The 26,584-nt window shown below is 70.8% G+C and carries 26 protein-coding genes, 3 pseudogenes and 1 riboswitch; of the genes and pseudogenes, 8 read left to right on the top strand and 21 right to left on the bottom strand.

Features of this window, described 5'->3' with window-relative positions:
- Window positions 1-566 (top strand): annotated as a pseudogene (locus tag ABZ635_RS01030) (glucose-6-phosphate dehydrogenase); the annotation flags it as partial.
- Window positions 567-676: 110 nt separating this feature from the next.
- On the opposite strand, the gene groL reads toward ABZ635_RS01030, so the two are convergent.
- The 6 genes from groL to thrC all read right to left on the bottom strand — a co-directional run bounded on the left by groL (window position 677) and on the right by thrC (window position 6,884).
- A complete protein-coding gene (gene groL, locus ABZ635_RS01025) occupies window positions 677-2,308 on the bottom strand; it encodes a chaperonin GroEL (protein ID WP_357756906.1) in 1,632 nt (543 codons plus the stop codon).
- A gap of 346 nt (window positions 2,309-2,654) precedes the next feature.
- Window positions 2,655-3,470 carry an ABC transporter permease gene (locus tag ABZ635_RS01020; RefSeq protein ID WP_357756903.1) on the bottom strand — a complete coding sequence of 272 codons (816 nt, stop codon included), beginning with the start codon at window positions 3,468-3,470 and terminating at the stop codon, window positions 2,655-2,657.
- Window positions 3,467-4,438 carry an ATP-binding cassette domain-containing protein gene (locus tag ABZ635_RS01015; RefSeq protein WP_357756900.1) on the bottom strand — a complete coding sequence of 324 codons (972 nt, stop codon included), beginning with the start codon at window positions 4,436-4,438 and terminating at the stop codon, window positions 3,467-3,469. The genes ABZ635_RS01020 and ABZ635_RS01015 overlap by 4 nt, the downstream gene beginning before the upstream one ends.
- Before the next feature lie 141 nt (window positions 4,439-4,579).
- The gene (locus ABZ635_RS01010; protein ID WP_357756930.1) at window positions 4,580-5,173 is read right to left on the bottom strand and encodes a PadR family transcriptional regulator; all 594 of its coding nucleotides are present in this window, start codon (window positions 5,171-5,173) and stop codon (window positions 4,580-4,582) included.
- A gap of 108 nt (window positions 5,174-5,281) precedes the next feature.
- The gene (locus tag ABZ635_RS01005; protein ID WP_357756897.1) at window positions 5,282-5,560 is read right to left on the bottom strand and encodes a ubiquitin-like small modifier protein 1; all 279 of its coding nucleotides are present in this window, start codon (window positions 5,558-5,560) and stop codon (window positions 5,282-5,284) included.
- 64 nt (window positions 5,561-5,624) lie between these two features.
- Window positions 5,625-6,884 carry a threonine synthase gene (gene thrC / locus ABZ635_RS01000; protein ID WP_357756894.1) on the bottom strand — a complete coding sequence of 420 codons (1,260 nt, stop codon included), beginning with the start codon at window positions 6,882-6,884 and terminating at the stop codon, window positions 5,625-5,627.
- 13 nt (window positions 6,885-6,897) lie between these two features.
- Window positions 6,898-7,038: riboswitch (SAM riboswitch) on the bottom strand.
- A gap of 287 nt (window positions 7,039-7,325) precedes the next feature.
- On the opposite strand from thrC, the gene ABZ635_RS00995 reads away from it, so the two are divergent.
- A complete protein-coding gene (locus tag ABZ635_RS00995) occupies window positions 7,326-8,774 on the top strand; it encodes a trehalose-6-phosphate synthase (RefSeq protein ID WP_357756891.1) in 1,449 nt (482 codons plus the stop codon).
- A gap of 246 nt (window positions 8,775-9,020) precedes the next feature.
- Here the strand turns inward: ABZ635_RS00995 and ABZ635_RS00990 are convergent, their stop codons facing one another.
- From ABZ635_RS00990 to ABZ635_RS00980, 3 genes are all read right to left on the bottom strand, one after another.
- Window positions 9,021-9,626 (bottom strand): GrpB family protein, encoded by a 606-nt coding sequence (locus ABZ635_RS00990; RefSeq protein WP_357756889.1) that lies wholly within the window; start codon window positions 9,624-9,626, stop codon window positions 9,021-9,023.
- Window positions 9,627-9,739: 113 nt separating this feature from the next.
- On the bottom strand, window positions 9,740-10,531 hold the full coding sequence (locus tag ABZ635_RS00985; protein WP_357756886.1) for a class I SAM-dependent methyltransferase: 792 nt from the start codon (window positions 10,529-10,531) through the stop codon (window positions 9,740-9,742).
- Window positions 10,532-10,762: 231 nt separating this feature from the next.
- Window positions 10,763-11,983: a S8 family serine peptidase gene (locus ABZ635_RS00980; RefSeq protein WP_357756884.1), complete on the bottom strand. Its 1,221-nt coding sequence runs from the start codon at window positions 11,981-11,983 to the stop codon at window positions 10,763-10,765.
- A 275-nt stretch (window positions 11,984-12,258) separates the two neighbouring features.
- On the opposite strand from ABZ635_RS00980, the gene ABZ635_RS00975 reads away from it, so the two are divergent.
- Window positions 12,259-12,543, top strand: a complete 285-nt coding sequence (locus tag ABZ635_RS00975; protein WP_017544090.1) for a DUF3263 domain-containing protein — start codon at window positions 12,259-12,261, stop codon at window positions 12,541-12,543.
- 151 nt (window positions 12,544-12,694) lie between these two features.
- On the top strand, window positions 12,695-13,540 hold the full coding sequence (gene otsB / locus ABZ635_RS00970; protein ID WP_357756880.1) for a trehalose-phosphatase: 846 nt from the start codon (window positions 12,695-12,697) through the stop codon (window positions 13,538-13,540).
- Here otsB and ABZ635_RS00965 read toward each other — a convergent pair.
- A complete protein-coding gene (locus ABZ635_RS00965) occupies window positions 13,509-14,480 on the bottom strand; it encodes a serine hydrolase domain-containing protein (RefSeq protein ID WP_357756877.1) in 972 nt (323 codons plus the stop codon). The genes otsB and ABZ635_RS00965 overlap by 32 nt on opposite strands.
- Window positions 14,481-14,768: 288 nt before the next feature.
- On the opposite strand from ABZ635_RS00965, the gene argJ reads away from it, so the two are divergent.
- Entirely contained in the window at window positions 14,769-15,929 is a 1,161-nt protein-coding gene (argJ, locus tag ABZ635_RS00960; RefSeq protein WP_357756873.1) for a bifunctional glutamate N-acetyltransferase/amino-acid acetyltransferase ArgJ, read from the top strand.
- Between the two features lie 75 nt (window positions 15,930-16,004).
- Here argJ and ABZ635_RS00955 read toward each other — a convergent pair whose 3' ends face one another.
- A complete protein-coding gene (locus ABZ635_RS00955) occupies window positions 16,005-17,612 on the bottom strand; it encodes an MFS transporter (RefSeq protein WP_357756871.1) in 1,608 nt (535 codons plus the stop codon).
- Window positions 17,613-17,781: 169 nt separating this feature from the next.
- Here ABZ635_RS00955 and ABZ635_RS00950 point away from each other — a divergent pair, with 169 nt between their 5' ends.
- A complete protein-coding gene (locus ABZ635_RS00950; protein WP_357756868.1) occupies window positions 17,782-18,414 on the top strand; it encodes a TetR family transcriptional regulator in 633 nt (210 codons plus the stop codon).
- Entirely contained in the window at window positions 18,411-18,752 is a 342-nt protein-coding gene (locus tag ABZ635_RS00945) for a glyoxalase superfamily protein (RefSeq protein ID WP_357756866.1), read from the top strand. Before ABZ635_RS00950 ends, ABZ635_RS00945 begins: the two co-directional genes overlap by 4 nt.
- A 206-nt stretch (window positions 18,753-18,958) precedes the next feature.
- Here the strand turns inward: ABZ635_RS00945 and ABZ635_RS00940 are convergent, their stop codons facing one another.
- Both ABZ635_RS00940 and ABZ635_RS00935 read right to left on the bottom strand, forming a co-directional pair.
- On the bottom strand, window positions 18,959-19,207 hold the full coding sequence (locus tag ABZ635_RS00940) for a hypothetical protein (RefSeq protein ID WP_357756863.1): 249 nt from the start codon (window positions 19,205-19,207) through the stop codon (window positions 18,959-18,961).
- Window positions 19,201-19,386, bottom strand: a pseudogene (locus ABZ635_RS00935) (colicin E3/pyocin S6 family cytotoxin); the annotation flags it as partial. The gene ABZ635_RS00940 and the pseudogene ABZ635_RS00935, both read right to left, overlap by 7 nt.
- A 72-nt stretch (window positions 19,387-19,458) precedes the next feature.
- On the opposite strand from ABZ635_RS00935, the pseudogene ABZ635_RS00930 reads away from it, so the two are divergent.
- A pseudogene (locus ABZ635_RS00930) lies at window positions 19,459-19,656 on the top strand (hypothetical protein); the annotation flags it as partial.
- Between the two features lie 364 nt (window positions 19,657-20,020).
- Here ABZ635_RS00930 and ABZ635_RS00925 read toward each other — a convergent pair.
- From ABZ635_RS00925 to ABZ635_RS00890, 8 genes are all read right to left on the bottom strand, one after another.
- Window positions 20,021-20,209, bottom strand: coding sequence for a DUF397 domain-containing protein (locus tag ABZ635_RS00925; protein ID WP_357756860.1), 189 nt, complete (start codon window positions 20,207-20,209; stop codon window positions 20,021-20,023).
- A 10-nt stretch (window positions 20,210-20,219) separates the two neighbouring features.
- Window positions 20,220-20,426: a Scr1 family TA system antitoxin-like transcriptional regulator gene (locus tag ABZ635_RS00920; protein ID WP_357756857.1), complete on the bottom strand. Its 207-nt coding sequence runs from the start codon at window positions 20,424-20,426 to the stop codon at window positions 20,220-20,222.
- 264 nt (window positions 20,427-20,690) lie between these two features.
- Window positions 20,691-22,367, bottom strand: coding sequence for a phosphoenolpyruvate--protein phosphotransferase (gene ptsP / locus ABZ635_RS00915; RefSeq protein WP_357756854.1), 1,677 nt, complete (start codon window positions 22,365-22,367; stop codon window positions 20,691-20,693).
- A gap of 93 nt (window positions 22,368-22,460) precedes the next feature.
- Window positions 22,461-23,501 (bottom strand): zinc-dependent dehydrogenase, encoded by a 1,041-nt coding sequence (locus ABZ635_RS00910; protein WP_357756851.1) that lies wholly within the window; start codon window positions 23,499-23,501, stop codon window positions 22,461-22,463.
- 80 nt (window positions 23,502-23,581) lie between these two features.
- Window positions 23,582-24,016 carry a PTS sugar transporter subunit IIA gene (locus ABZ635_RS00905; protein ID WP_357756849.1) on the bottom strand — a complete coding sequence of 145 codons (435 nt, stop codon included), beginning with the start codon at window positions 24,014-24,016 and terminating at the stop codon, window positions 23,582-23,584.
- Window positions 24,006-24,314, bottom strand: coding sequence for a PTS lactose transporter subunit IIB (locus ABZ635_RS00900; RefSeq protein ID WP_357756846.1), 309 nt, complete (start codon window positions 24,312-24,314; stop codon window positions 24,006-24,008). Before ABZ635_RS00900 ends, ABZ635_RS00905 begins: the two co-directional genes overlap by 11 nt.
- Window positions 24,315-24,410: 96 nt before the next feature.
- Window positions 24,411-25,493, bottom strand: coding sequence for a PTS mannitol transporter subunit IICB (locus ABZ635_RS00895; RefSeq protein ID WP_357756843.1), 1,083 nt, complete (start codon window positions 25,491-25,493; stop codon window positions 24,411-24,413).
- Between the two features lie 69 nt (window positions 25,494-25,562).
- Window positions 25,563-26,324 carry a DeoR/GlpR family DNA-binding transcription regulator gene (locus ABZ635_RS00890; RefSeq protein WP_357756841.1) on the bottom strand — a complete coding sequence of 254 codons (762 nt, stop codon included), beginning with the start codon at window positions 26,322-26,324 and terminating at the stop codon, window positions 25,563-25,565.
- Between the last annotated feature and the right edge of the window lie 260 nt (window positions 26,325-26,584).

Genomic DNA, 26,584 nt, shown 5'->3' with positions numbered 1-26,584 from the left:
ACCTGGACACGGAGGGGGTGCGGCCCGACTCCACCTCGGAGACCTTCTTCGCGCTGCGCATGTGGGTGGACAACCGCCGCTGGTCGGGGGTGCCGTTCTACGTGCGCTCGGGCAAGAACATGCCGCTCACCGCGTGGGAGGTGGTGGCCGAGCTCCGGCGCCCCGCCCCCGTCCTCTACCCGGGCCCTGCCAACCTGGTCCGGTTCCAGCTGGAGCCGTGGTCCGGGGTGACCTTCGAGATGCTGCTCAACGAACCCGGGGCCGAGGGCGACTCGGCGGCCCGACTGGTGCTCGGCGCCGACGTGGAGCGCCAGTTGGGGCGGGGGCACGAGGCCTACGATCACGTGCTGCGCGACGCCGTGGCGGGCGACCCCGAGCGGTTCGTGAGCTTCGACGTGGTCGAGGAGTCGTGGCGGATCGTGGACCCGCTCCTGCGCGACACGGCGCGGCCCGAGCCCTATCCCCGGGGCTCCTACGGGCCGGAGTCGGCGCGGGTCCTTCCCGGTGACCGGGGCTGGCATCCGCTGGCCGACGCGATCCGGCCCCAGGGCGCGGCCGGGGAGTGACCCGGGACGAGCGAAACCGGGCGGCCCCGGTGGGGCCGCCCGGTCGTCGCGGGCGAGGTCGCGTATCGACCTCAGGCGCCTACGGGCTCGCGCCCGGTGTCACGGACCTGCTAGAAGTCCATGCCGCCCATGCCACCGGTCGGGTCGCCGGCGGGAGCCGCGGCCTTCTCCGGCTTGTCGGCGATGACGGCCTCGGTGGTCAGGAACAGACCAGCGATGGACGACGCGTTCTGCAGGGCGGAACGGGTGACCTTGGTCGGGTCGATGACGCCGTCCTTGAACAGGTCGGTGTACTCGCCGCTGGCGGCGTTCAGGCCGAACCCGGGCTCCAGGTTCTTGACCTTGTCCGCCACGACGCCGCCTTCGAGACCGGCGTTGACCGCGATCTGCTTGAGCGGCTCGGCGATGGCGCGCCGCACGATGTCGGCGCCGATGGCCTCGTCACCGTCGAGGTCCAGCTTCTCGAACGCGGGGACGCTGGCCTGGAGCAGCGCGACGCCGCCACCGGGCAGGATGCCCTCCTCGACCGCGGCCTTGGCGTTGCGAACGGCGTCCTCGATGCGGTGCTTGCGCTCCTTGAGCTCCACCTCGGTGGCGGCACCGGCCTTGATGACGGCCACGCCGCCGGCCAGGCGCGCGAGACGCTCCTGGAGCTTCTCGCGGTCGTAGTCGGAGTCGGTGCGCTCGATCTCGTTGCGGATCTCGTTCACGCGACCGGCGATGGCGGTGGCGTCACCGGCACCGTCGACGATGGTGGTCTCGTCCTTGGTGACGACGATCTTGCGGGCGCGGCCGAGCAGGTCGAGCTCGGTGTTCTCGAGCTTGAGGCCGACCTCCTCGGTGATGACCTGACCGCCGGTCAGCACGGCGATGTCGCCGAGCTGGGCCTTGCGGCGGTCACCGAAGCCCGGGGCCTTGACGGCGACGGACTTGAAGGTGCCGCGGATCTTGTTGACCACGAGGGTCTGGAGGGCGCCGTCGGCGACGTCCTCGGCGATGACCATCAGCGGACGGCCGGACTGGAGGACCTTCTCGACAACGGGCAGGAACTCGTTGTTGTTGGAGATCTTCGAGTTGACGATGAGGATGTAGGGGTCCTCGAGGACCGTCTCCATGCGCTCGAGGTCGGTAGCGAAGTAGGGCGAGATGTAGCCCTTGTCGAAGCGCATGCCCTCGGCGAGCTCCAGCTCGAGCCCGAAGGTCTGCCCCTCCTCGACGGTGATGACGCCTTCCTTGCCGACCTTGTCCATCGCCTCGGCGATGGTCTCGCCGATCTGGGTGTCACCAGCGGAGATGGAGGCGGTGGAGGCGATCTGCTCCTTGGTCTCGACGTCCTTCGAGAGGTTGCCGAGCTCCTCGTTGATGCGGGCCACGGCGGCCTCGATGCCGCGCTTGAGGCCGATCGGGTTGGCGCCGGCGGCGACGTTGCGCAGACCCTCGCGCACGAGCGCCTGGGCCAGGACGGTGGCGGTGGTCGTACCGTCACCGGCGACGTCGTCCGTCTTCTTGGCGACCTCCTTGACCAGCTCGGCCCCGATCTTCTCCCACGGGTCCTCGAGCTCGATCTCCTTGGCGATGGAGACACCGTCGTTGGTGATCGTGGGGGCGCCCCACTTCTTCTCCAGGACGACGTTGCGACCCTTCGGGCCGAGCGTGACCTTGACGGCGTCCGCGAGCTGGTTCATGCCGCGCTCGAGGCCGCGACGGGCCTCCTCGTCGAACGCGATCAGTTTGGCTGCCATTGAGTTCTGTCCTCCCGTAACCGGGCTGATACGCGATGGGACGAGGCGTGCGCCCGCGACGGACGACCGCTTCCGCTCCGGCAACCCTGCTGCCGGAGGTCCGCGATCTCGCAGCCTCGATCCGGTTAGCACTCGGTGAAGGTGAGTGCTAACCACTCCCTTTTTTAGCACTCGACCCTGGAGAGTGCAAACGATGTGGTCACGATTTCGACGATCGGAGAAACCACACTGACCAGGCGAAACATCCCCCGACGTGCGGGTTTGAGCGCTCGGCGAACAGAGGACGGACCCCCGGAGGAACCGGTGGCCGGGCGGTCACCGGCCCGGTGACCAGGGGTCCGCCCGTTCAGCCGTTGAGGCGGCGCATCGAGCGTGCGCCCACGGCCAACGCTACGCACGCCAGTCCGAGCGCCATCGCCCAACCGAGCAGGACCGTGCCGTCCCACGGACCGCCGTCGAAGAGCACCCGGGCGGCGTCCACCACATGCGCCACCGGGTTGAACCGCGACAGCGTGTACAGCCACCCCGGGGCCAGCTCCATCGGCAGGAGCAGACCCGAGAGGAGCATGAGGGGCACCATCACGGTCTGGACGATCGGGGCGAACACGTAGGTGTGCTTGGCGACCATCGCGGCCAGGTACGACAGTGTGGCCAGCCCGATCCCCAGCACGGCGAGCAGGGCGAATCCCGCGAGTGCGCCGGGCACGGTGGTTCGGAATCCGAACGGCAGCACCAGCACGAGGATGAGCGCCATCTGGACCAGCATGGTCGCGAGATCGCCCAGGACCCGGCCGAGCAGGAGCGCCACCCGGCTGACCGGGGTGACCAGCATCCGCTCGAATTCACCCGAGGACAGCTCCGGCAACAGGCCGAACCCGGCGAACCCGGCGGTGAAGAGGGCCAGCATCACCAACAGGCCGGGCACGAACCACTGCCACGGGTTCTCGCCCTCGGCCCCCGCCAACCCGGTGAGCAGTGGCGCGAACAGCACCAGGTACAGCAGTGGCTGGAGCATTCCGAAGACGATCATGAACGGCCGCCCCAGGACGGGTCGCGCCTGGCGCGCGAGGACGGTCCCGGTGTCGCGCAGCACCCCCGCGAATCCTCCGGCCGCCCGTGTCGGCGCATCGGGCACGGTCGCGGTCCGGTCGACGGCGGTCACTGGTCCTCCTCGCGCAGACTGCGGCCGGTCAGGGTCAGGAACACGTCGTCCAGGGTGGGCCGCTGCACCTGGACGGCACGCACGTCGAGGCCCGCGGCGTCGAGGGCGCGCAGCAGTTCGGGGAGCACCGCGTCTCCGTGTTCCACCCTGAACCGCACCTCGTGCTGGGCCCCGGGTCCGTCATGGACCCCGGCGTCGCCGTTCGGGGCGATCCGCTCGGCCACGCCCACGGCCGCGCGGGCCTGGTCCTCGTCGGCGAGGGCGAGCCCGACCAGGTCGCCGGAGACGCGCCCCTTGAGTTCCTCCGGCGTGCCGTCGGCGATCACGCGGCCGTGGTCGATGACCAGGACCCGTTCTGCCGCGGAGTCGGCCTCGTCCAGGTAGTGGGTGGTGAGCACGATCGTCGTGCCGAACTCCGCGCGCAGCCGTGCGACGTGTTCCCACAGGTTGGCCCGGCTGTGGGGGTCCAGACCCGCGGAGGGTTCGTCCAGGAAGAGCAGATCTGGGTGGTGGACCAGGCCCATGGCGATGTCGAGTCGGCGCCGTTGACCGCCGGAGAGGTTGGCGACCTCGCGCTCGGCGGCGGGGGTGAGGTCGAGCATCTCCAGCAGGGCGTCCGATCGACGTCCCGCGGCGCGGCGGTCCAGGCCGTACAGGAGGCCCTGGGTGCGGAGGTCGTCGCGGACCCGCTGGTCCTCCCCGGCGCCGTGGCCCTGCCCGACGAACCCGATCCGGCGGCGCACCTCGGCGGGTTCGGCGCGCACGTCGCGCCCGGCGACGGTGGCGCTCCCGGACGTGGGTTCGAGAAGCGTGGTGAGCATGCGCAGGGTGGTGGATTTACCCGCGCCGTTGGGTCCGAGGAGCGCGACGGCCTCGCCCTCGGCCACCTCGATGTCGACGCCGCGCACGGCTTCGACGGTCTCCTTGCCGATCCGGAAGTGCCGGGTCAGCTCCTGTGTGCGGATCATCGATCCCTCCGTATTAAAACTTGAATACGGGGACATGATGCACCACCCCGAAGGGATGTTCAAGTTTGAATACATGGGCGTGGGTCCCAGAAGGGGACCCGGTGCGGGGCAGCGCCGCAGCGGGCAGGGGTCTCGGGCAGCTCAGACCGGGAGCGGTCCCAGCCGCCGGGGACCGTCGTCGGGTCCGTCGTCGGCCATGACGTACCTCCCCGCCTCAAGGGAGGAGATCAGCTGCCGGGTCCATGCCGTGCCCGAGTCGAGCGAGTACGACCAGAACCGGAACAGCTCGCGCACGTGTGGGGGCTTGCCCCACTCGGAGTCGGGCAGGTCCATCGACGCGCGCAGCTCGGCCTCGTCCTCCTCCAACCGTGCCAACCTCTGCCGCAACAGGCCGATCGCCTCAGCGCGGGTCAGCGCGATCATCAGGGTGACACCGGCGCACAGCAGGGCCTCGTCCTCGGTCGAACTCAGCGCCTTGCGCAGGAGCCGGTGGAACTCGGCCTCACCGTCCTCGGTGACCTCGTAGGAGGTCCGGCCGGACGCCTCCCCCTCGGCCACGAACTCACGGAGCTTGCCCTGTTCGGAGAGTTTGCGCAGAGCGTGGTAGAGGGACCCCCACTTCACGTTGGCCCACTCCTCGACACCCCACCCCATGAGTTCACGGCCCACCCGGTACCCGTGCGCCCGCCCGTGAATGCGCACCACACCGAGCACCAACAACCGCGTCGCCGACATCGCCACCCTCATCCCCGGAAGAGTCCTCCTCCCAGGTTACGAGGGGACGGGCACACGGACGGGGCGGGCGCCCTCCGGCGCCCGCCCCGTCCGTGTGGTGCCTCGGGGTCAGCAGCCCCCGGCGACGGCCGGGATGATCGAGATCTGCTGGCCGTCCCGGACCTCGGTCTGGAGGCCCTGGTCGAAGCGGACGTCCTCGTCACCGACGTAGACGTTGACGAAGCGGCGGACCTTGCCGTTGTCGTCGAGCACGCGGGCGCGGATGCCCGGGTGGTTGGCCTCCAGGTCGTCGAGGACCTCGGCCAGGGTGCCGCCCTCGGCGGTCACCTCCGACACGTCGTTGGTGTAGGTGCGCAGGATGGTTGGCACGCGGACGCTGACGCTCATGGTGTTCGTACTCCTGGGACGTGGGTGCTGCGCGGGGTGGTGGGTGCGGGCGCGAGCCCGGGGATCAGGCCAGGCCCTCGGCCTTGAAGGCCTCCAGGGACGGCTTGATCGTGGCGGTGACGCCCGAGTCGACGGCGTTGAGGGTCTTGAGCCCGTCACCCGTGTTGACGATGACCGTCTCCGCCTCGGGGTCGAGCGTGCCCTCGCGCACCAGCTTGCGCAGGACTCCGGTGGTCACGCCGCCTGCGGTCTCCGCGAAGATGCCCTCCGTGCGGGCCAGCAGCTTGATGGCGTCGACGATCTCGTCGTCGCCGACGTGCTCGATCGAACCGCCGGTGCGGGTGGCGATGTCCAGCACGTACGGGCCGTCGGCGGGGTTGCCGATCGCCAGCGACTTGGCGATCGTGTCCGGCTTGACCGGCTGGATGACGTCGTGCCCCTCGGCCCACGCGCGGGCGACCGGCGAGCAACCGGTGGCCTGCGCCCCGAACACCTTGTACGGGCGGTCCTCGACCAGGCCGACCCGGATCAGCTCCTGGAAGCCCTTGTCGATCTTGGTGAGCTGGGAGCCGGACGCGATCGGGATGACGATCTGCTCGGGCAGGCGCCAGCCGAGCTGCTCGGCGATCTCGTAGGCCAGCGTCTTGGAGCCCTCGGCGTAGTAGGGCCGCAGGTTGACGTTGGTGAAGCCCCAGCTCTCCCCGGCCTCGTCGCCGATGAGCTCGGAGCAGAAGCGGTTGACGTCGTCGTAGTTGCCGTCGATGGCCACGACCTTCCCGCCGTACACGGCGGCCATCACGACCTTGCCCTCCTCCAGACCGGCGGGGATGAACACGCACGAGTCGAACCCGGCGCGCGCGGCGGCGGCGCCCACCGCACCGGCGAGGTTGCCGGTGGAGGAGCACGAGAGCGTGGTGAAGCCGAAGGTGCGGGCGGCCTCGACGGCGATCGCGACGACCCGGTCCTTGAAGGAGTGCGTGGGGTTGGCCGAGTCGTCCTTGACGTACAGGGAGCGCAGGCCGAGTTCGGCGGCGAGGCGGTCGGCCCTGACGAGGGGGGTGAGGCCGGGGTTCATGTTGGGCAGGTCGGCCACGTTGTCGGGGACCGGGAGGAGGGAGCGGTAGCGCCAGATGTTCTTGGGGCCGCTCTCGATCTGCTCGCGGGTGACGGTCCCGAAGTCGTAGGCGATCTCCAGGGGGCCGAAGCAGAACTGGCAGGCGAAGATCGGCGAGAGTTCGTAGCGCTCCCCGCACTCCCGACAGGACAGCGCGGTTCCCGGGCCGAAGGCGCGGACGGAGGTGGGTTCGGCGGCGGCAATCGCCATGGCGAGGCGTCTCCCCTCATCTTTCCTGGTGGCCACCTTGACCCCAGGCCGGAGTTGGCACCTGTCTCGACGGGTCGCGGTGATCGCGGTTCCACATGTCGAGATGGTTGCCGGGGCTTCGCAGGGCCGGTCCCTCCACCCCTCTGGATGAGCAATATGAAGTTGTGGCGGTTCTCCTTCGAGAACGCACCGTCACTGTAACCGAGGATGCGACCCGTTTTCCACGCCGGGTGATCCGGATTACACAACTTCTCCCACATGGTGAGACGGAAGTGTCCGCCAGGGGCGGGAAGCCGGTGCGTTCCGGGGGTGCGAACGGCGGCTCCTCCACGGGTGTGACGGTGTCCACCGTTGCCCCCGAGGGGGTTTGGGGTCACCGGCTCCAGGCGAGACCTAGGGGGAGCGTGAACCACGACCCATCCTTCGTCGAGAGGACGACCAGTGGACAAGGCCGAGATCCTCATCGCCTCCAACAGGGGGCCGGTCTCCTTCTCCACCGCCGACGACGGCTCCCTGGAGCACCGTCGGGGCGGGGGCGGCCTGGTCTCGGGAATGATCTCCGTGGCCTCCGAGATCGACGGGCTCTGGGTGTGCGCCGCCCTGTCCGACGCCGACCGCCGGGCGGCCGCCGAGGCACCCGGGGCCCGACTGGACCGCGCGCACGACCTCGACGGCATGCGCGTCCACATGCTGGAACTCCCTGAGACAACCTTCTCCGGCGCCTACACCGGGGTGGCCAACTCGACCCTGTGGTTCGTGCAGCACCTGCTCTACGACACCCCGAACTCGCCCTCCTTCGGCTCGGAGTTCCGACGCCTGTGGGAGGACTACACCGCCTACAACAACGCCTTCGCCGAGGCCCTCGTGGGCGGCGCCGCCGAGAACGCGCGCGTAGCCGTGCAGGACTACCACCTGGCGCTGGTGCCGCGCATCCTGCGGGCACGCCGCCCCGACCTGCGCATCGCGCACTTCTCGCACACGCCCTGGGCCCCGCCGGAGTACTTCCGCATGCTGCCCGACCAGGTGGCCCGGGAACTGCTGGAGGGGATGCTCGGCGCCGACCGGCTGGGGTTCCACAGCCCGCGGTGGGCGAACGCGTTCCTGCGCTGCTGCGCCGAGGTCCTGCGCGCCGACGTCGACCTCGAACGGGGCACCGTGGAGCACGGCGGCCGGGTCGTCCAGGTGGGCGTGCACGCGCTGGGCGCCGACGAGACCGGCCTGCGGGAGAGCGCGTCCGATCCCGCCGTGGCCGACCGCAGGCGGACTCTGGGCGAGGCGGTGGGCGACACCCGGCTCATCGTCCGGGTCGACCGCACCGAGCTCTCCAAGAACATCGTGCGCGGGTTGGAGGCGTACCGTGAGCTGCTCACGGCGCACCCGGAGTGGCGCGGCCGCGTCACCCACCTGGCCTTCGCCTACCCCAGCCGGGGCGACGTACCCGAGTACCGGGAGTACACCGACGCGGTGCTGCGGACCGCGAGGGAGATCAACGAGGAGTTCGCGACGCCGGAGTGGACCCCGCTGGTGCTGGAGGTCAACGACGACTACCCGCGATCGCTGGCGTCGTTCCAGATCGCGGACGTGCTCCTGGTGAACCCGATCCGGGACGGCATGAACCTGGTCGCCAAGGAGGGCCCGGTCCTGTCCGAGCGGGACTCGGTCCTGGTGCTCTCACGTGAGGCGGGCGCGGCGGACGAGCTGGGTGCGGACGCCCTGCTGGTCAACCCCTACGACACGGTGGAGACCGCGGAGGCGCTGCACCGGGCGCTGTCGATGCCCGCTCCGGAACGCAAGGAGCGCCGGGAGCGGCTGGCCGAGGCGGCCGTGGCGCTGCCTCCGCGCCGGTGGTTCCAGGAGCAGCTGCGGTCCCTGCGCGTGGGCGGCGCCTGAGCAGGCGGGGACGCCGGGGGCACCCGTGCCCGGGACGGGACGACGCGCCCTGACGGAACCGGGCCGGGCCCCGAAGCGGATCGGTGCCCGGCACCGCCCCGGTGGGTTCAGGACCGGTCGGGCGGTGGTCATCGGTCAGGACGTGGTCGCGGGGGACGGGCCGCCGGTCGGCGCGCCGTGTCCACGCCGTCCGGCGGTGTCGGGTCGGCACCGCCGGGGCTCACGCGGGCGCGCCCGGGGCGGGTCTCAGCCCTGGCCCGGGGTTCGCGCGCGCCATGCCTCGGCCTCGGCCAGGAGCTCCGTGACGATGTCGGACTTGGCGTCGGCGTAGTCCTGGATGCGCTTCCAGGTGCGCTCGGACAGCTCGCGTTTGACGGCGGTGTAGCGTTCGCGCGCCCCGGCGTCCGCCGCGAGGTAGTCGCGGAAGAGCCGCATCCGGTCGACCTCCTCGCACCCCGCGCCGAACACGTGGAGGTTGAGGTTGACGTTGGGCCCCTTGAGCACCCGGTGCTCGAACCAGTCGGGTTCCGCGATGACCAGCGCGTACCCGACCCTCTCCAGGTCGGGGAGGTAGGCGGACTCGTCGGCGGAGTCGGCGACCGTCATGACCAGGTCCACGCACGGTTTGGCGGCCAGGCCGGGCACCGAGGTGGAGCCGACGTGTTCCAGGGTCAGTACGCGGTCGCCGAGGGCTCCCCGGATGCGGGACTCCTCCTGGCGGAACAGGTAGGGCCACTTCGGGTCGGGGTCGGAGAGGCGCACGCGACCGTTGACCAGATTGCGTGCCATCGGGTCGGACACGACCCGCTTATCTCCTCGGGAGGGCAGAGAGGGCGTTTCGAGGGGCGACATTCCACAAAGCCTTGTCTCCCGTCGCACCCGCGTCAAGGCTTTCCGCGTGCCTTACATATGCACGCGCATTCGTGCGTCACCGAACGTCGGAACGCCCTGACCGAACGCGACGGTCACACCGCGCTGGGCCCGTCCGGAGTGGAGACCACCAGGACGAGTGAGCCCTCCCATTCGGGGAGTTCGCGGAGGTGTCCGTGGCGCGCGTCCCACGTGCCGTCGCGCAGGTCGCGGGTGAGGTGCTCGTGGAAGCGGGCGTGCGCGTCCTCGTCGACGAAGCTCCAGGCGGAGCAGGCCTGGCGGGCACCGGGGTCGAGCAACAGCTCGGGGCGTCCGTAGTAGGCCTCGTTGAACCCGTCCGAGCAGTCGAGCGGGATCGGCACGCGGGTGACCGTGGTCGTCCCGCCCAGCCCCTCCGCGAGGGCCGACGGCGCCGGGTAGCGCCGGGCCTCGGTGTCCAGGACCTCGGGGCAGTAGTCGTACAGCCAGAAGTCGCGCACCAGGGCCGGATCGCAGGTCAGCACCGCCACGGGCCCGGTGGTGACCCGGCGGACCTCGGCGAGTCCGCGGGCCGTGTCGGACCACTGGTGGACGCTGAAGGTGGTCATGGCGGCGTCGAAGGAGCCGTCGGGGAAGGGAAGCGACTCCGCGGTGCCGTCGACCGCCGGGGCCAGGTGCGCGGGGCGTCTGGCGCGCATGCTGGACGAGGGCTCCACCGGCGTGACGTCAAGGGCGGAGGGTTCGTAGGACCCGGCCCCGGCACCGACGTTGAGCACCGTCCGGGCACCGCCCAGGGCCGCGTGCACCAGCGCGGCGATCCTCGGTTCCGGTTGACGGTGGTCCGTGTACGTGCGGGAGATGACCCCGTAGTCCGCGTCGCCCGCGCTACCGTCGTGTGTTCGGACCATGGTGGCTCCCGCCGTCGAGGTGTGTGCCGAGTCAGGGTGTGTACCGGAACGAGGCGCCCGCCGACCCGGGGACTCGACTCGAGTCCCCCGGGGGGCGGGGTGGTTCCGCACGCACCCTAACCAACGAGAAGCCGTGGCGTCACGGGACTTTCGCCCGGTCTGCCACGGCCCTCCCCCACGGGTCCGGCGCCTCACCACGGGGCCGCGACGGCCCGGCGGAGGTCTCGACGGCTACGTCTTGCGGCGGCGCCCGCCCTTCTTCCTCCGGGAGGGGCGCTCCTCCGCCTTGGCCTGTTCGGCCCGCTCGGCCGCGAGGCGCTGGTCCTCCTCGCGCCGTTCGGCCTCCACCCCGTAGGGGTCCTTGGTGCTCCGGCGCACCCACAGCACCAGCAGGATGACGATCAGCGCCAGTACCACGCCGACGAGCGCGAACCACATCCACACCGGGACGGTCGGTGAGTCGTCCTGCACCAGGTCGTCGTCGACGAGCGGAATGTCCTGGGCCTCGCCGGAGGCCTGTTCGACGGCGGCGGGCAGGTAGAGGGAGGACAGTCCCTCGGTCCCCTGCTGCGCCCCCTCCACCAGCGCGGCGCGGAGCTGCTCGGAGCCGAGCTGCGGGTACTCGGAGTTGAGCAGGGCCGCCGCGCCCGCGGCCACCGCCGCCGCGTAGGGCGTTCCGGTCACGTCGACCTGGCCCATGTCGGGCCCGGCGGTGGACAGCTCCGCGCCGGGCGCGAGGAGCCCGATCGCCGAGGCGGGCGGGGAGTCGGGCAGGAGCGTCCCCTCCTCGGTCACACCGCCCACCGCGAGGACGTTGGGGTCGTCCTCGCCGCCCGCCGGGGCGACGACCAGGGTGCCGCTGCGGGTGGCCGACGCGGTGGCGGCCTGGAGGTCCTCGTCCTGGTCGACCTCGGTGGGCAGCAGGACGACCTGTGCCCCCTGCTCGACGGCGTAGCCGATGACGTCGGCGAGGTCGGCGGAGTCGGCGGCCGCCGCGGTGGCGTCGGCGCCGGGTGACTCCGTTCCCGCCGTGGCGTCGGCGTCCCCGGTGTCGGCCGAGCCGGAACCCGAGGAGTCGGTGCCGGTGGGCAGGACCAGCAGACGCGCCGCCGGGGCCACGCCCAGTACACCGCCGTCCGCGTCCATGCCGTGCCCGTGCCCGACGGCCAGGGCCCCCATGGCCGTGCCCAGGTCGGTGTCGCCGCCGTTGCCCCCGAACTCGGTGTCGACCACCAGGTTGTCCCTGAGGTCGGGGTGTTCCTCGTCGACGGAGACCCCCGGGAGGGCCACGGTGACGCCCTGCCCCTGGCTGGTCTCCCAGGCTTCCTGGGCCCCGATGGAGGCCAGGCTCCACTGGTCCGGTCGGAAGTCGGGGACGTCGTCGGCGGCGGCTGGAACCGCCGTCAGTCCCAGTACGGCGAGCGCCGCGCAGGCCCCCGCCGTGGCGCTCACAACGTGGCGCTGGTGTGTCCTGCTACGGCTGTTGCCCCCGAGCACGTCTGGCTCCCTCGAACGTTGCGGTCGGTGCTGCGCCGGGCCCTCCCCGGACCCTCGCGATTCTGTCATGTGCACAGGATTCAGGCTTGGACAAGTGGCCTGGGGGGTAGGAGACGTAACTGTATCCCTGGTGCCAGTCCTGGGTCTTCCGCTCCTCATCCGGCATGTCGAGTCGCTAGCATGAGTCGCGCCGATCCGGACAAACCAATTACCCGTCCAGGGGGTGTCCCATGCCGAATATCGGTCCGTCCGACGACGGTCAGTCGGCCCTCGCCGAGCGCGAACAGCGCATCCTCGCCTTCGAACGCCAGTGGTGGAAGTTCGAGGGCTCCAAGGAACAGGCGATCCGAGACGAGTTCGGGTTCTCCGCGACCCGTTACTACCAGCTCCTCAACGGTCTGGTGGAGCGCCCCGAGGCGCTCGCCTTCGACCCGATGACCGTCAAACGCCTGCGCCGCCTGCGCGCCGACCGCAGACGCCAACGCAACGCCCGGCAGTTGGGCATCCATCTCTAGTGCGCACCGCCGGGCCGCGCGCGAGGGTCGCGGAGCCGCCCCCTCGGGTGGGACACGCCCGGAACGGGTAGACGAGGAGTCGACGTCACCGGGAGCGCACGCGCCCGGTGCCACCACGGAGCACCGCACCCGACAGTGACAAGGTCCCCGCATGCCCTCGTCCCCAGCAGACGGTCCGACCGCGCCGACCACCGAGTCGGGGCGCGCCGCGCTCGACGCCCTGGTCCGCGCCCCCTCCCGGGCGCTGGCCGCCTTCGACTTCGACGGAACCCTGGCGCCCATCGTCGCCGACCCCCGTGACTCCGCCCCGCAACCCGGGATCGTGGCCGCCCTGACGGCCCTGGCCTCCCGGTTGGGCACCGTCGCGGTGGTCACCGGTCGTCCCGCCGCCACCGCCGTACGGCTCGGCGGGTTGGACGAGGTGCCCGGGATCGTCGTGCTCGGCCACTACGGCGCGGAGCGCTGGTCGGACGGCCGGGTGCTGGCCGCCGATCCTCCGCCCGGTGTCGCCCTGGTCAGGGCCGAGCTCCCCTCCCTGGTGGAGTCCTCCGGCGCCCCGGAGGGCACCTGGATCGAGGACAAGGGGCGGTCGCTGGCCGTGCACACGCGCCGCGCGGCCGACCCCGACGCGGCCCTGGACCTGTTGGCCGCTCCGCTCGCGGCGCTGGCCGAGCGCGCGGGTCTCAGGGTGGAGCCCGGGCGCAGGGTGATCGAGCTCCGTCCACAGGGTGTGGACAAGGGTGGGGCCCTCACCTCCCTGGTGGAGGAGAGGGCGGCCCGGAGCGTCCTCTACGCCGGCGACGACCTCGGCGACCTGCCCGCCTTCGCCGCCGTGGCCGACCTTCGCGCGCGCGGGGTCCCCGGACTCACCGTGTGCTCCTCCTCCGACGAGGTGACCGAGGTCGCCGACCGCGCCGACCTCGTCGTCGAAGGGCCCGAAGGCCTGGTCGCGCTGCTCGACCACCTCACGGAGACGATTCGTGGGCTTGGGGCGTGAGCGCCGAGCGCGCGGCCGAACGCAGGTCCACCAGACCGGTCCGGTCGCGCCCGTAGTGCACCGCGTTGGTCAGCACACCCACGTAGCGCCCGCTCTGCGGGTGCAGGAACAGGCTCGTCCCGGTGAACCCGTTGTGGTAGACCACGCCCTCCGGGGTGACCAACCAAGCCAGCCCCCGCGACAACCGCGCCCCCGCGTCGACCTGAGGTGACCAGCTCTCCCGTACGAACGACGCGGGGATCGCCCCGGACTCGCCGTCGTGCAACCGCAGCATCTCCCGGGCGAAGGCGCCCAGGTCGATCGCGGTGCTGAACACCCCCGCGTGCCCGGCGACACCGCCCATCAGGGCCGCGGCCTCGTCGTGCACCACACCCCACGCGGGGGCCGCCCCGACGAGCCTGCGCTCGGTCGGCGCCACCTCCGGGGACCTCCCCAGCGGACCGTAGGCCGTGGAGCGCAGGCCGAGATCGGTCCACAGGTCGTCGGCGAGCCGGTCCAGGCTGGCGCCGTACAGGCGTTCCAGGAGCAGGCCGAGCAGGATGAAACCCCGGTCGATGTACTCGTACCCGGGCTCCTCCAGCGGGTCCGAGAGGATCGCCTCGGCCAGGTCCTGGCCGGTGCCGACGTACCGCTCCATCCACGCGACGGGGTTGAGCCGGCTCGTGTGCGTGAGGATCTGCCTGGTCGTCACCCAGGCCCCGGGAAGGTCCTCCCCGGGAAAGTATTCGGACATGGGGGCGTTGATGTCCAAAACCCCCTCGGCGATCGCCCTGCCGACGAGCGGCCAGGTCGCCATCACCTTCGTCAGGCTCGCGACGTCGTAGGAGACGTCGGGCGCGGTGTCGTGATCTCCGCTGGTCCTGCCCACCGCCACGAACTCCCACATACCGCCGGTGCCGACCACGGCGGCCCCGCCCGGCAACCAGTCCGCGTCCACCATCACCTTCAGGACGCCACGGATTCGCGCCCCAGTCTCCGTGAGCCAGTCACCATCACGCACAACACGCCTCCCCCCGAGCGGTCTCCCCCACTTCTCGGCGGATACCCCGTTCACTCCGGCTTGTCACACCCGTGCCGTCTCCGAACAGTACGAAACCCCCGCAGGTCATGGCCGTAACCGCGCCGTTCTGGCGTGGCGCGGCCCGGGTGCCGCTCCGGCCCGGCTCCGGCCTCCTGTGGCGCGGGTCCGGCGAAGTAGGCTGGCGCACACGCAGTTCCGAGGAGGACGATGAGCAGCAAGACCCCCGTTCCCGCCGGTTTCGTCGGCGTGGCCGGAAACATCGGGATCAAGGACCCCGACGACGACTTCTTCACGGTCGTCTCCGAGGTCCCCGCGGCGGTCTCCGCCGTGTTCACCCAGTCGCGGTTCGCCGGGCCGAGCGTCCGCATCAGCCGCGAGGCCGCCGCCGACGGCCGGGCCAGGGGCGTCACCGTGATCGCGCGCAACGCCAACGTGGCCACCGGCCAGATCGGCACGGCCGACGCGCGCGAGGTGCGGGACGGGGTGGCCCGCGCCGCCGGGGTCGACCCCGACCAGATCCTCATCGCCTCCACGGGGGTCATCGGACGCCCCTACCCCATGGACCGGGTGCGCTCCTACCTCGCCGACCTCCCCGCCGAGTTCCCCCCGGCCGACCTGGACCGCTCGGCGGCGGCCATGATGACCACCGACACCCACCCCAAGGTCGCCACCGCGAAGGTCGGCGACGCCACCCTCACCGGCATCGCCAAGGGTGTCGGCATGATCGAACCCAACATGGCCACCATGCTGACCTGGTTCTTCACCGACGCGGAGGTGGACCAGCCGGTCCTGGACGCGGTGTTCCGGCGTGTGGTGGACCGGACCTTCAACGCCCTGAGCATCGACACCGACACCTCCACCAGCGACTCCGCCGCGATCTTCGCGAACGGGCTCGCCGGTCCGGTGGACGTCGACGCGTTCGAGTCCGCCCTGTACGAGGTGGCCCTGGACCTGGTCCGGATGATCGCCTCCGACGGCGAGGGCGCGGGCAAGCTGATCGAGGTCCGGGTCACCGGTGCGCGCGACGACGCCCAGGCGAAACGGATCGGCAAGGCCGTGGTGAACTCGCCGCTGGTGAAGACCGCGGTGCACGGCGCCGACCCGAACTGGGGCCGGGTCGCGATGGCCGTGGGCAAGTGCTCGGACGAGACCGACGTGCACCCGGAGAACGTGCGGATCGTCTTCGGGGACGTGGAGACCTTCCCCCGCCGGGCCACGGAGGAGACCCTGGAGCGGGCCGCCCTGCACATGAAGGGTGACGAGGTGGTGATCAGCGTCGACCTGGGGATCGCCGAGGGCGCGTTCACGGTGTACGGCTGCGACCTGACCGAGGGCTACATCAGGATCAACGCCGACTACACGACCTGAGCCGCGACGGCCGGTGAACACGGGAGGGCCCTGGTGGGCGCGCCACCAGGGCCCTCGTTCGTGACATCGCGCGGGTCAGATGTGCACCACGGGGCCGTCCGTCATCCTCCCCGCGCGCATGAACAGGGACAGCCCCGCCGCCACCAGCATCACGACGGCGGCGATCCCGAAGGCCAGGTGCAGACCGTCGAGGAAGGCGAGGTTGCTCGCCTCCGTGATCGCTGCGGTCACGCCCGCGTCCGCGCCCTCCGGAACGACCGCGCCGCCCTGGGCGACGGTGCTCTGCATGGCGGACAGCTCGTCGGCGGAGGGCTCGGCCACTCCAGCGGCCGCGTAGTGTCCGGGCAGCGTGGAGACGATGGTCGCGGACATGACCGCGCCCAGCACGGCCGTCCCCAGCGAGCCGCCCAGCTGCATGGCGGCCTGCTGGAGCGCCGAGGCCACCCCCGCGTAGCGCACCGGGGCGTTCCCGATGATCGCGGCGGTGGCGCCCGTCATGACCAGGCTCAGACCCACGCCCAACAGCACGAACGCGAGCGAGACGTAGGGCACGCCGGTGTCGGTTTCCAGCCGGGAGAGCAGGAACATCCCCGCCGAGGACGACAGCAGGCCGACGGTGGTGGGAAGGCGTGCGCCCACCCGGTCCAGGAGCCGCCCGGCGATGGGCGAGGTGATCGCCATCATCGCGGTCATGGAGATGAGCTGGAGCCCGGTCTGGGCGGGGCTCAGGCCGCGCACGCCCTGGAGGTAGAAGGTGATGAAGAACAGCGAGCCCATCAGGCCCAGCGCCATCGCCACGGTCAGCACCACGCCGATCGAGAGCGAGGGGTGGGCGAAGAGCGCGAGCGGGACGAGCGGCTGTTCCGGGCGCCGCTCCCAGATGAGGAAGGCCGCGCCGAAGAGGACCGCGGCCCCCAGCGAGACCAGGGTGACCGGGTGCGCCCAGCCGATGCTCGGGGCCTCGACCAGGGCCCAGACGAGGGCGAAGATCGCGACGCTCACCAGGACGATGCCGGGCACGTCCATGCGGCTGCCCGCGTCGGTGGGCCGGTTGGCGGCCAGGAGCCACAGGCCCAGCCCGATCGCGACCGCCCCGACGGGCACGTTGATGTAGAACACGGCCTCCCAGCTGAACGCGCCGACCAGGACACCGCCGAGGATCGGGCCTCCGGCGGTGGCCGCGCCGATCAGGCTGCCGAAGACCCCGAAGGCCCGGCCGAGCTTGGAGGGAGGGAAGCCGGCCCGCAGGAGCCCCATCGCGGAGGGGAGCAGGAGGGCGCCGAAAACTCCCTGGACGATCCGGAATCCGATGAGCATGATGACACCGGACGACAGGGCGATCGCCACCGAGGAGAGCACGAAGCCGACGACGCCGACGAGGTAGGTGTTCCGGTAGCCGAAGCGGTCACCGATCTTGCCCGCCGTGATGAGGAAGACCGCGAGTCCGAGCAGGTAGCCGTGGGTGACCCACTGGAGCTCGGCCAGGGAGGCCCCCAGACTGGCGCCGATCGCGGGGTTGGCCACGGCCACGATGGTGCCGTCGAGGGCGACCATCATGACGCCGAAGGCGATCGCGACGAGGGTGGCCCAGGGGCTCTCGGTGAAGCGGGGCCGGGCGGTCGGTGTCTGCCCGCTCGGCGGGTGCTGCGGGTCTCTCGGGCTCTGTTCGGCCTGCGTGGTCATGTGCCCCGTGTCCTCGTCCTCGGTCGTGCGTCCCCGTACCAGGGAAGATTATGGCAGTCGCTGACATTTGACAATCGCTGACATTTGTCAGTGACTGACATCACTTCGGCGCGCGTGTATCCTCCAGGGACAGGAAGCAGGCGTCTCACCCGGGAGTGGAGGCACGTCCATGAGTACGACGAGCCCCGAGAACGTCGGACTGCGCGAGCGCAAGAAGGCCGAGCTGCGCGACACCCTCATCGAGTCCGGGCTGCGCCTCTTCCACGAGAAGGGGTACGAGGCGACCACCACGGAGGAGATCGCCACCAGCGCGGGGGTCTCCCAGCGGACGTTCTTCCGGTACTTCGCCTCCAAGGAGAACGTGGTCCTGGAGGCGATCGAGGAGGTCGACGAGCTTCTCTGCGCCTTCGTGCGCGAGCGTCCCGCCGACGAGCCGCCCTTCCGCGCGCTGCGCAACGCCATGCGCGATCACTGGGAGGTGCTGGAGCGCGAGGAGCTGCACCTCCAGGGGAGCGCGGCCAACTTCATCTCGCGGAGCCCCGAGCTCATCGAGGTGAACATGCGCTACTGCGCCCGCCGCCAGTCCCGTCTCGCGCGCGTCATCGCCGAACGCGCCGGGGTGGACCCGGCCGACCACCGGCCCGCCCTGGTGGCGGCGGTCTTCTACGCCACGCTCAACAACGGTTTCCAGGTCTGGGCGGACTCCGGGTGCGGGGACAACACCGACGGCCTGCTCCGGTGCTTCCTCGAACAGCTCGACCTGGTCCCGAACGCCGTCTGCGGAAGCTGGAGCCAGGGATGAGCGCCGGGGCCGAGGCGGTCATCCCGATCCTTCGCGTGACCGACGCCGCCGCGGCCGTCCGCTGGTACGAGCGACTGGGCTTCACACTGGAGTGGGAGCACCGCTTCGAACCCGGTTTCCCCGCCTTCGTCGAGGTCGGCCGCGGTTCGGTGCGCCTCTTCCTGTCCGAGCACACCGGCGATGCCGGGCCGGACACCCTGGTGTACCTGCGGGTGCGGGACGTGGACGCGATCGCCGCCGAGTTCGGGGCGAAGGTGGAGGAGGCTCCCTGGGCGCGCGAGATCGAGCTCCGCGACCCGGACGGCAATCGTCTGAGGATCGGCACGCCGACGACCTGAGTCCGCTCGTACGCCCTCCGACGCGCGAGCGGTGGGGATCAGGTGGCGGGCGACGCACGGCCGACCCCGAACGCTCCACCCCCAGCATCCAGTGATCGAGATCAGGCCGGATGTCCCCCTGCAACCACGGCTCGTCATCTTGCGCCCATGGATGATTATCCACCCTGGACCGATGCTGCGATGGCGCGTTCCACCGGCCTACTGATTCACGCAGATCCAGAGTCTCCCGTCCCCAGCAAGTATTCTCGATGCTCCGGATACACCATCAGACCGAATCGAGCCGAGATCTCGGCCAGAGAAGTCTCGGGAATGTCGTAGACGAGCCCGATCCGCACCTCATCCACACCCAGTAGAGACCCCGCGTCCGCGTCCGATAACCCGGAAAGCCGGTAGCTCCCGATGAAACGACCCGAATCGCGATCGAATTCATCCAGCATCCACTCGACCATCAACACCCTCCCAGCGTGCGATATTGAATCGAATTGCTTGTTTGCCCAGGAATCCGACGTCCCGAATCCGGCCTGAACTCACCCATGCGCTTGGCGTTCCTCTGACCACTGACCCACCTTCCCATCGTGCCATGCGTGGAGTCCCACCCAAGGACCCGACCGTCGGGCAAGGTCCAACGGGACCGATGACCACCACCCTATTTCGGGGAACCCTGACCGGCGCAGAGGCTGCCCGTGCGCTTGGAAGGTGACGCCTGGTGGGAGTTCTTCGACGCCTTCAGCGACTACGCCCAACTAATGCTGGAACCAGAGAACATCGAAGGTGCCGAGCGGAGCCACCCGAGGTGCTTCGTCGCGTGCGCAAAAAGACCGACCCCACCGGAGAGCGGCTCGCCTCCATCTTCGGGATGAGTCAGGGTAAGGTCTCGAAGATAGAGACAGGTAAACTGGTTCCCTCTTCCATCGATGTTGAACGGATTCTTCGTGCGCTCAAGGCGACTCCAGAAGAAATAGAGAGTGAGGTCGGCGACCACCACGCAGTTCTGCGCCTGATTGCTGTAGCTGCTCTTGCGGAAGGCGAGTTCGTTGGCATGGGGGGGTGCATGAGTACAGCCCCTGCCGGGGTGGGGCACAGGCTGACGCGCTCGGTCCTTCCCACACCTGGGACTCATGCTCAGAGGAACACGTCCCCAGGAGCCGAGGCTGGCGCATCACGAGGAGCGTTTGGCGCGTACGACGACGGACACCCTGCAACAGGGCATTCAGGTGCAACAGGCCCCCCACCCGTCAGAGCGGAGGGCCTGTTTGCTTCCCGGGGCGTTACGCCTCCAGACGGGCCGTGTCGATCAGCGCCTGCCACTCCGAGGAGGGGAACGCCAACGCTCCCAGATCGCGGTGCTGGGTGTCCCGGACAGCCGACACACCGGGCACGTCAGCGACCTCGACACACTCCTGAGCAGTAGAACTGTACGACGACTTACGGAACTCCAGGTCTTGGGTCAGGTGCACGTGCGGTGTCCTAGTCGATGAGTCGGGTTAGGTGTTGCACGGACTCAGCTGGAGACAGAGCCGCGCCCTGGAGAAGGTCGAGAACATCGCGGTAGTCAATGACCTGCTCCGGGTCCTCAAGGTAGAGACCATCGCGCCGGGCCTCCAGGTACACGATCGCATCCGACAGGACTCGGAGCAGGCCGAACGCGGAGGGAGTGTGCTCATGGTCGGCCACCTCTCGTCCCGCTGGGGCCCCGGCCGGTGCTGGACTTCCCCTTCTGCCAGGGGCTGGGCACGGTCATCTGGGCCGAGTTCACCCTCCCAACCCCGGCCACCACTGGCGGCACCCGATGACGGCGCAGGTCAGCGCCCAGAAGGCTCCTCGCCGGGGACCGCACCGGGAGCTGGAACGCGACGAGGCCCCAGACATCGAACTGGGGCCTCGTCGGTGGCTCAGGGGTCCGGGCACCGTCCTCTCCGGCCCCCGACCCGTCCGCGGTCAGAGGTCGGTGACCTCCGGGTGGGCGGCCCTTCTGACGGCCTCGCGGGCGGGGCCGGGAGCGTCGAGCGCCACGCTGGCCAGGGCCCGGCACTCCTCCTCGGTGTGGCGGGCCAGGGCGTAGCGCACCGCGGGCAGGGCGGGGGGAGCCGTCGACAGGCTGGTGACCCCGAGACCGACGAGCACCAGGGCGAGCAGGGGGTCCGCCGCGGCCTCGCCGCACACGCCGACCGAGCGGCCCCGGCCCGCGTCGCCCACCCGCTGGATCAGGGCGAGCAGCGCTGGCTGCCAGGGGTCGAGCAGGTCGGGGAGCGCGCCCAGGGTGCGGTCGGCCGCCATCGTGTACTGCGCGAGGTCGTTGGTGCCGATGGACACGAAGTCCACGTGGGACAGGAGGCGGTCCGCGAGCAGGGCCGCGGCGGGCACCTCGATCATGACGCCGACCTCGGTGATTCCGGCGGCGCGGGCGAGGGCCGCGAACTCCCCCGCTTCGGCGGCTGTCGACACCATGGGCGCCATGACCCGCACCCGGGTGTCCTCGCAGGCGCGTGTGGCGGCGGCGATGGCGGTGAGCTGGTCGGCCAGCAGGTCCGGGTGGACCCGCGAGGTGCGAAAGCCCCGAACACCGAGGGCGGGGTTGTCCTCCTCGCCGGTCGCGGCGAAGGCCAGCGGCTTGTCCGAGCCCGCGTCCAGGGTGCGCACGGTGACGGTGCGGTCCTTGAAGGCCCGGAACAGCCGGGTGTAGGCCTCGGTCTGCTCGGCGACGGTGGGCGGGTCGGCCCGGTCGAGGAAGAGGAACTCGGTGCGCAGCAGGCCGATGCCCTCGCTGTCGTGCGCGGCGGCCTCCTCCGGGTCCCCCTCGCCCGCGTTGAGCAGGAGGGACACGGGAACGCCGTCCCGGGTCCGGCCCGGTCCGGAGCTCTCGGCCAGCACGGCGCGGCGACGTTCGGCCCGGGCGCGGACCCGCTCGGCCACCTCGGGGGCCGGGTCGACCTCGACGGTCCCCGCGTCGCCGTCGACCGCGACGGTGGTGCCGTCGGTCAGTTCGTCGGCCCCGGGGCAGCCCACGACGGCGGGCAGGCCCAGGGAGCGGGCGAGGATGACGGTGTGGCTGGTGGGACCGCCCAGCCGGGTGACGATGGCCTTCACCCGGCTGGTGTCGAGGCGGACGGTGTCCGCCGGGGCCAGGTCCTCGGCCACCAGCACGTGCGCGTGGCCGGGGTCGGGCAGCCCGGGCATGGGCAGGCCCAGGAGCGCGGCGATGGCGCGGTCCCGGATGTCGGCCAGGTCGGCGGCCCGTTCGGCCAGGTACCCCCCGGCCGCCAGGAGCAGGTCCTGGTAGCGGCCGCAGGCCTCCCACACCGCCCAGGCCGCCGCCCGGTCCGCGGAGATGGCCTCCTCGATCTGGCGCGACAGCTCCGGGTCGCGGGCCATCAGCGCCTGGGCGTTGAGCACTGCGGCGGCCTCGCCGTCGAGCGAGGCGGCCCGGGCCTCGAGGTCGGCGGCCACGCCCTCCAGAGCGCTCCGCGCCGTCTCCTTCTCGGCCTCGGTGTCGGCGACCTCGGGTTCGCGGTCGGGCAGGGACGGCGGCGCCGCCATCCTGGCCACCGGAGCGACGGCCCCACCCGGGCCCGCCGCGATGCCTTCCAGTACCCGGGCGGGGTTCGTCTGCTCCATGCGTGCTCTCCTGTGGGGGGTGGTCTGTTGGGTACTAGGGAACCCGGAAACGCGCTGTCGCGCCAGGGCGATTCCGGGATCTGTGGACAACCGTCAGGGCTCGATGGTCACCTTGACGGCGGTGCCCGAGGCCACGGTCTCGATCGCCTTGTGCACGTCGGACAGCGGCATCCGCTCGGTGATGAGGTCCGCGACCGGGACGGCCCCGGACGAGATCAGTTCGAGGGCGCGCTTGTTGTGCTCGGGGCTGGAGCCGTTGGCACCGAAGATCGAGATCTCCTTGTAGTGCACGACGTTCGCGTCCAGCTGGATCACCGGGGCGTCCTTGGGCAGCCCACCGAAGAAGCTGATCCGCCCGCTGCGCGCCGCCATCTGGAGGGCGTCCTCCTGGGCCCTGCCGGAGGCGGCGGCGGTGATGATCAGGTCGGCGCCGCGACCGTCGGTCAGGCGGAGCACCTCGGCGACCGCGTCGGTCTCCTCGCCGCAGATCGCGGCGTCCGGCTCCACGAGCGCGGCGGACATGTCCAGGCGGCCCCGGTTGAGGTCCACCAGGAACACCTTGGCGGCGCCCTTGGCCCGGGCGAGCCGCACGTGCAGGCAGCCGATGGGGCCGGCGCCCATGACCACGACCGTGTCTCCCTCGCCGACCCCGGCGATCTCCTGGCCGTTGAGGACGCAGGCCAGCGGCTCGGCCACGGAGGCCTCGGCGAGGTCGACGTTGTCGGGCACGCGGTTGACGCCGTCGACCGCGAGGACGGCCTCGGGGATGATCATGTACTCGGCGAAGCCGCCGTCGTAGTGGTAGCCCATGGACTCCTGGTTGGAGCAGACCGTGAACCGGCCGTCGGAGCACTCCGCGCAGGTGCCGCAGGGGATGGCAGCGATGACCTGGACCCGGTCGCCCTCGGACCAGCCGTCGACGCCCTCGCCGACCTCGACAATCCGGCCCGCGATCTCGTGGCCGATCACCCGGGGCGGGCGGATGTGGTGGTGGCCGTGCTTGGAGATCTTCACGTCGGTGCCGCAGGTGGAGCAGTTGACGACGGCGATCTTGAGCTGTCCCGGTCCGGGGGTGGGCTCGGGAGCCTGCTCCAGACGGATGTCACCGGGGGCGTAGAAGCGGGCGACGAGCATGTTCGGGCCTTTCTGGTGGGGCTGGGCCGGGGCGGGGTTCTCCGCCCCGGCCGGTGGTGCGTGGGTCGGGTGCCGCGGGGTCAGTCCGCGGCGAGGAGCTCCAGGACGTCGTCGACGCCGGTGGCCGCGCGCAGGCGCGCCGCGCGGTCGGGGTCGGTGAGGACCCCGGCGAGCGAGGACAGGACCTGGAGGTGTTCGCTGCCGGAGGCCGCGATGCCGATGGCGACGTGCACGGTGGGCCCGCCCCAGTCGACCCCCTCGGGGAACTGGATCACCGCGAGGGCGGTCCGCTTCACCATGCTGCGGGAGGCGTCGGTGCCGTGCGGGATGGCCACGCCCTCGCCCACGAAGGTGGGGATGGAGGCCTCCCGCTCGTGCATGGCGGGCACGTAACCGGGTTCGACGGCGCCGAGCTCCACGAGGAGCGCCCCGCACTGGTCGATGGCGTCGGCCCGGTCCCGGGCGGTGGCGCCCAGGCGCACGGCGTCGGCGCTGAGGGAGAGGTCAGTCGCCAAGGGTGCCACCGTCCCGGATGGCCGCCTCGACGCGGGCGAAGGCGGGGTCGCCCAGGAACATCTGGAAGCCGACGACCACGGTGTCGGTGGCGCGGTGGCGGGCCCGGTCGACCAGGCCGGTGTGACACAGGACCAGGTCGGCGTCCTCGGGGATGCGGTCGACCGGCGAGTGCTCGACGTTGACGCCGTAGGGGGACAGGCTCTTCTTGAGCTGCGAGGTGAGCAGGACGCTGCTGCCCATCCCGGCGTCGCAGGCGACGACGACCTTCTTGATGTCCGAACCTTCGATGGTGGCCATGAACGGTGCTCCGGTTCTGTTGGTGGGGTGTGGGGGCCGTTCCACGGATCGTCGCGCGCTGGCGTCGCCCGTGTGCGACGATCCGGGAACCGCGCCCTAGCTGACCTGTTCGGCCTGGGCCGCCTCGCGTTCGGCCCTGCGCTCGGCCCGGCCGAAGCCGAGGAGCAGGGAGGCGACGACGAACGACACGAGGGTGCCGACCACGACCCCGGCCAGCACTCCGAGGTGGTCACCGCGCGGGGTGACCGCGAGGAGGGCGAAGATGCTGCCGGGCGCCGGGGTGGCGACCAGGCCGACGTCGAAGAGGAGGAACACGGTGATGCCGGACATGCCGCCGGCGATCGCCGCGAGGATGAGCTTCGGCTGGGCGAGGATGTACGGGAAGTAGATCTCGTGGATGCCGCCGAAGAAGTGGATGATGATCGCGCCGGGGGCGGTGGCCCTGCTCAGCTTGGGGCCGAACAGCAGGCAGGCCAGGAGGATGCCCAGGCCGGGGCCGGGGCTGGTCTCGATGAGGAACTCGATGGCCTTGCCGTGTTCCTCGGAGCGGATGACCCCGAGGGGTCCGAGGACGCCGTGGTTGATGGCGTTGTTGAGGAACAGGACCTTGGCGGGCTCGATGATGATCGAGACCAGCGGCAGGAGCGACAGGTCGATGAGGAACTGCACGCCCCGACCGAGCCACGCGGCGATGAAGGTGACGACCGGTCCGATGGCGAACAGCCCGGCGATGGCCATGAGACCGCCGAGGATGCCCGCGCTGAAGTTGTTGACCAGCATCTCGAAGCCGCTGGGGGTGCGGGGCTGGACGACCTTGTCGAACTGCTTCATCAGGTACGCGGCGAGCGGACCGGCCACCATCGCGCCGAGGAACATCGGGATGTCGGCGGAGACGATCACACCGACGGTGGCGATGGCGCCGACCACACCGCCGCGCTTGTCGTAGATGAGGTGCCCGCCGGTGTACCCGATCAGCAGCGGCAGCAGGAAGCCGATCATCGGGTCGACGAGCTGGGCCATGTGCTCGTTGGGCCACCAGCCGTCGGGGATGAACAGCGCGGTGATGAGGCCCCAGGCGATGAACGCGCCGATGTTGGGCATCACCATGCTCGCCAGGAAGCCGCCGAAGCGCTGGACTCCCGAGCGCACGGAGACGAGTCTGCCTTGCTGGGTGGACATGGGGGAACCTCCTGGGAGGTCCGGCGGGCGTTCAGCCTCGGCCGGGAAGGATGGCTGTGGGGTGGGTGGTCAGACGGCGCGGACGGTGGGGCCGGCCGTCTCCATTTCGTCCGCGAGTCCGTCGGCGAGGCCGTTGTCGGTGATGACCAGGTCGAGGTCCTCGACTGCGGCGAAGCGGGCGAAGTGGTCGTTGCCGACCTTGGTGTGGTCGGCGAGGAGCACGGCGCGCCGTGAGGAGGCGATCATGGCCCGTTTGACCTCGGCCTCGGCCGGGTCGGGGGTGGTCAGACCGCGTTCGACGGACACACCGTTGGTGGCCATGAACGCCACGTCCACGTAGCACTCGGCGATGGCCCGCAGGGCCCAGGACTCGACACTGGCCTGGGTCCTGGTGCGCAGGCGGCCGCCGAGGAGCATGAGGTTGACGTTGGTTCGCGGGGTGAGGGTGAGGGCTATTGAGAGGGAGTTGGTGACGACGGTGAGCTCGCGGTCCGTGGGCAGCTGTTCGGCCAGGCGCCCGGTGGTCGATCCCGCGTCCAGGAGGATGGCGCCCTCGTCGGGGAGTTCGGCGAGGGCTGCCTTGGCGATCCGCTCCTTCTCCTGGGTCATGACGGAGTCGCGCACAGTGAGCGCGGGCTCGAAGCCCAGCCGCTCGACGGGGATCGCGCCGCCGTGGACCCTGCGCAGGACCCCGTGCCGTTCGAGGGCGGTGAGGTCGCGGCGCACGGTCTCGTAGGTGACGTCGAACTCCGAGGCGAGCCCCGTGACGTCGACCCGGCCGTCGTGGCGGGCGCGTTCGAGGATCACCTTCTGGCGTTCTTCCGCGTACATGTTGGATCACCTGTGTTTCGGTGTGGTTTTCGGTGAGTTTAATGGTGTTGCTTGGGACACACAAGGGGCAACCACTCCCAATATCCCAGCAACGATGACAGGAGGCCCACGGCGGGATCATCCGACCCCTCACCGCCGTGACCAGGACGCCACGACCCCCGGAGGGGCCCCGGAGACGGTCGGACACCGTCATCCGATCCGCGTCACACCATTGACACACACAGACAAACACACATAATCAAAGACAGAACCACACCAGC

The sequence above is a fragment of the Nocardiopsis sp. NPDC007018 genome, from assembly GCF_040635075.1.
Lineage (GTDB): Bacteria > Actinomycetota > Actinomycetes > Streptosporangiales > Streptosporangiaceae > Nocardiopsis.
Note: the sequence above shows the minus strand (reverse complement) of the source record. Positions and strands in the feature narration are given on the sequence as shown.

Bases quoted from the DNA above. Each gene is read 5' to 3' on its own strand.
- ptsP (WP_357756854.1), bottom strand. From the start codon at position 22,367: ATGGAGCAGACGAACCCCGCCCGGGTACTGGAAGGCATCGCGGCGGGC.
- ABZ635_RS01010 (WP_357756930.1), bottom strand. From the start codon at position 5,173: ATGTCGGCGACGCGGTTGTTGGTGCTCGGTGTGGTGCGCATTCACGGG.
- ABZ635_RS00950 (WP_357756868.1), top strand. From the start codon at position 17,782: ATGAGTACGACGAGCCCCGAGAACGTCGGACTGCGCGAGCGCAAGAAG.
- ABZ635_RS01005 (WP_357756897.1), bottom strand. From the start codon at position 5,560: ATGAGCGTCAGCGTCCGCGTGCCAACCATCCTGCGCACCTACACCAAC.
- ABZ635_RS00895 (WP_357756843.1), bottom strand. From the start codon at position 25,493: ATGTCCACCCAGCAAGGCAGACTCGTCTCCGTGCGCTCGGGAGTCCAG.
- ABZ635_RS00965 (WP_357756877.1), bottom strand. From the start codon at position 14,480: ATGGTGGACGCGGACTGGTTGCCGGGCGGGGCCGCCGTGGTCGGCACC.
- ABZ635_RS00990 (WP_357756889.1), bottom strand. From the start codon at position 9,626: ATGTCGCCCCTCGAAACGCCCTCTCTGCCCTCCCGAGGAGATAAGCGG.
- groL (WP_357756906.1), bottom strand. From the start codon at position 2,308: ATGGCAGCCAAACTGATCGCGTTCGACGAGGAGGCCCGTCGCGGCCTC.
- argJ (WP_357756873.1), top strand. From the start codon at position 14,769: ATGAGCAGCAAGACCCCCGTTCCCGCCGGTTTCGTCGGCGTGGCCGGA.
- thrC (WP_357756894.1), bottom strand. From the start codon at position 6,884: ATGGCGATTGCCGCCGCCGAACCCACCTCCGTCCGCGCCTTCGGCCCG.
- ABZ635_RS00945 (WP_357756866.1), top strand. From the start codon at position 18,411: ATGAGCGCCGGGGCCGAGGCGGTCATCCCGATCCTTCGCGTGACCGAC.
- ABZ635_RS00955 (WP_357756871.1), bottom strand. From the start codon at position 17,612: ATGACCACGCAGGCCGAACAGAGCCCGAGAGACCCGCAGCACCCGCCG.
- ABZ635_RS00985 (WP_357756886.1), bottom strand. From the start codon at position 10,531: ATGGTCCGAACACACGACGGTAGCGCGGGCGACGCGGACTACGGGGTC.
- ABZ635_RS00910 (WP_357756851.1), bottom strand. From the start codon at position 23,501: ATGCTCGTCGCCCGCTTCTACGCCCCCGGTGACATCCGTCTGGAGCAG.
- ABZ635_RS00900 (WP_357756846.1), bottom strand. From the start codon at position 24,314: ATGGCCACCATCGAAGGTTCGGACATCAAGAAGGTCGTCGTCGCCTGC.
- ABZ635_RS00975 (WP_017544090.1), top strand. From the start codon at position 12,259: ATGCCGAATATCGGTCCGTCCGACGACGGTCAGTCGGCCCTCGCCGAG.
- ABZ635_RS01015 (WP_357756900.1), bottom strand. From the start codon at position 4,438: ATGATCCGCACACAGGAGCTGACCCGGCACTTCCGGATCGGCAAGGAG.
- otsB (WP_357756880.1), top strand. From the start codon at position 12,695: ATGCCCTCGTCCCCAGCAGACGGTCCGACCGCGCCGACCACCGAGTCG.
- ABZ635_RS00890 (WP_357756841.1), bottom strand. From the start codon at position 26,324: ATGTACGCGGAAGAACGCCAGAAGGTGATCCTCGAACGCGCCCGCCAC.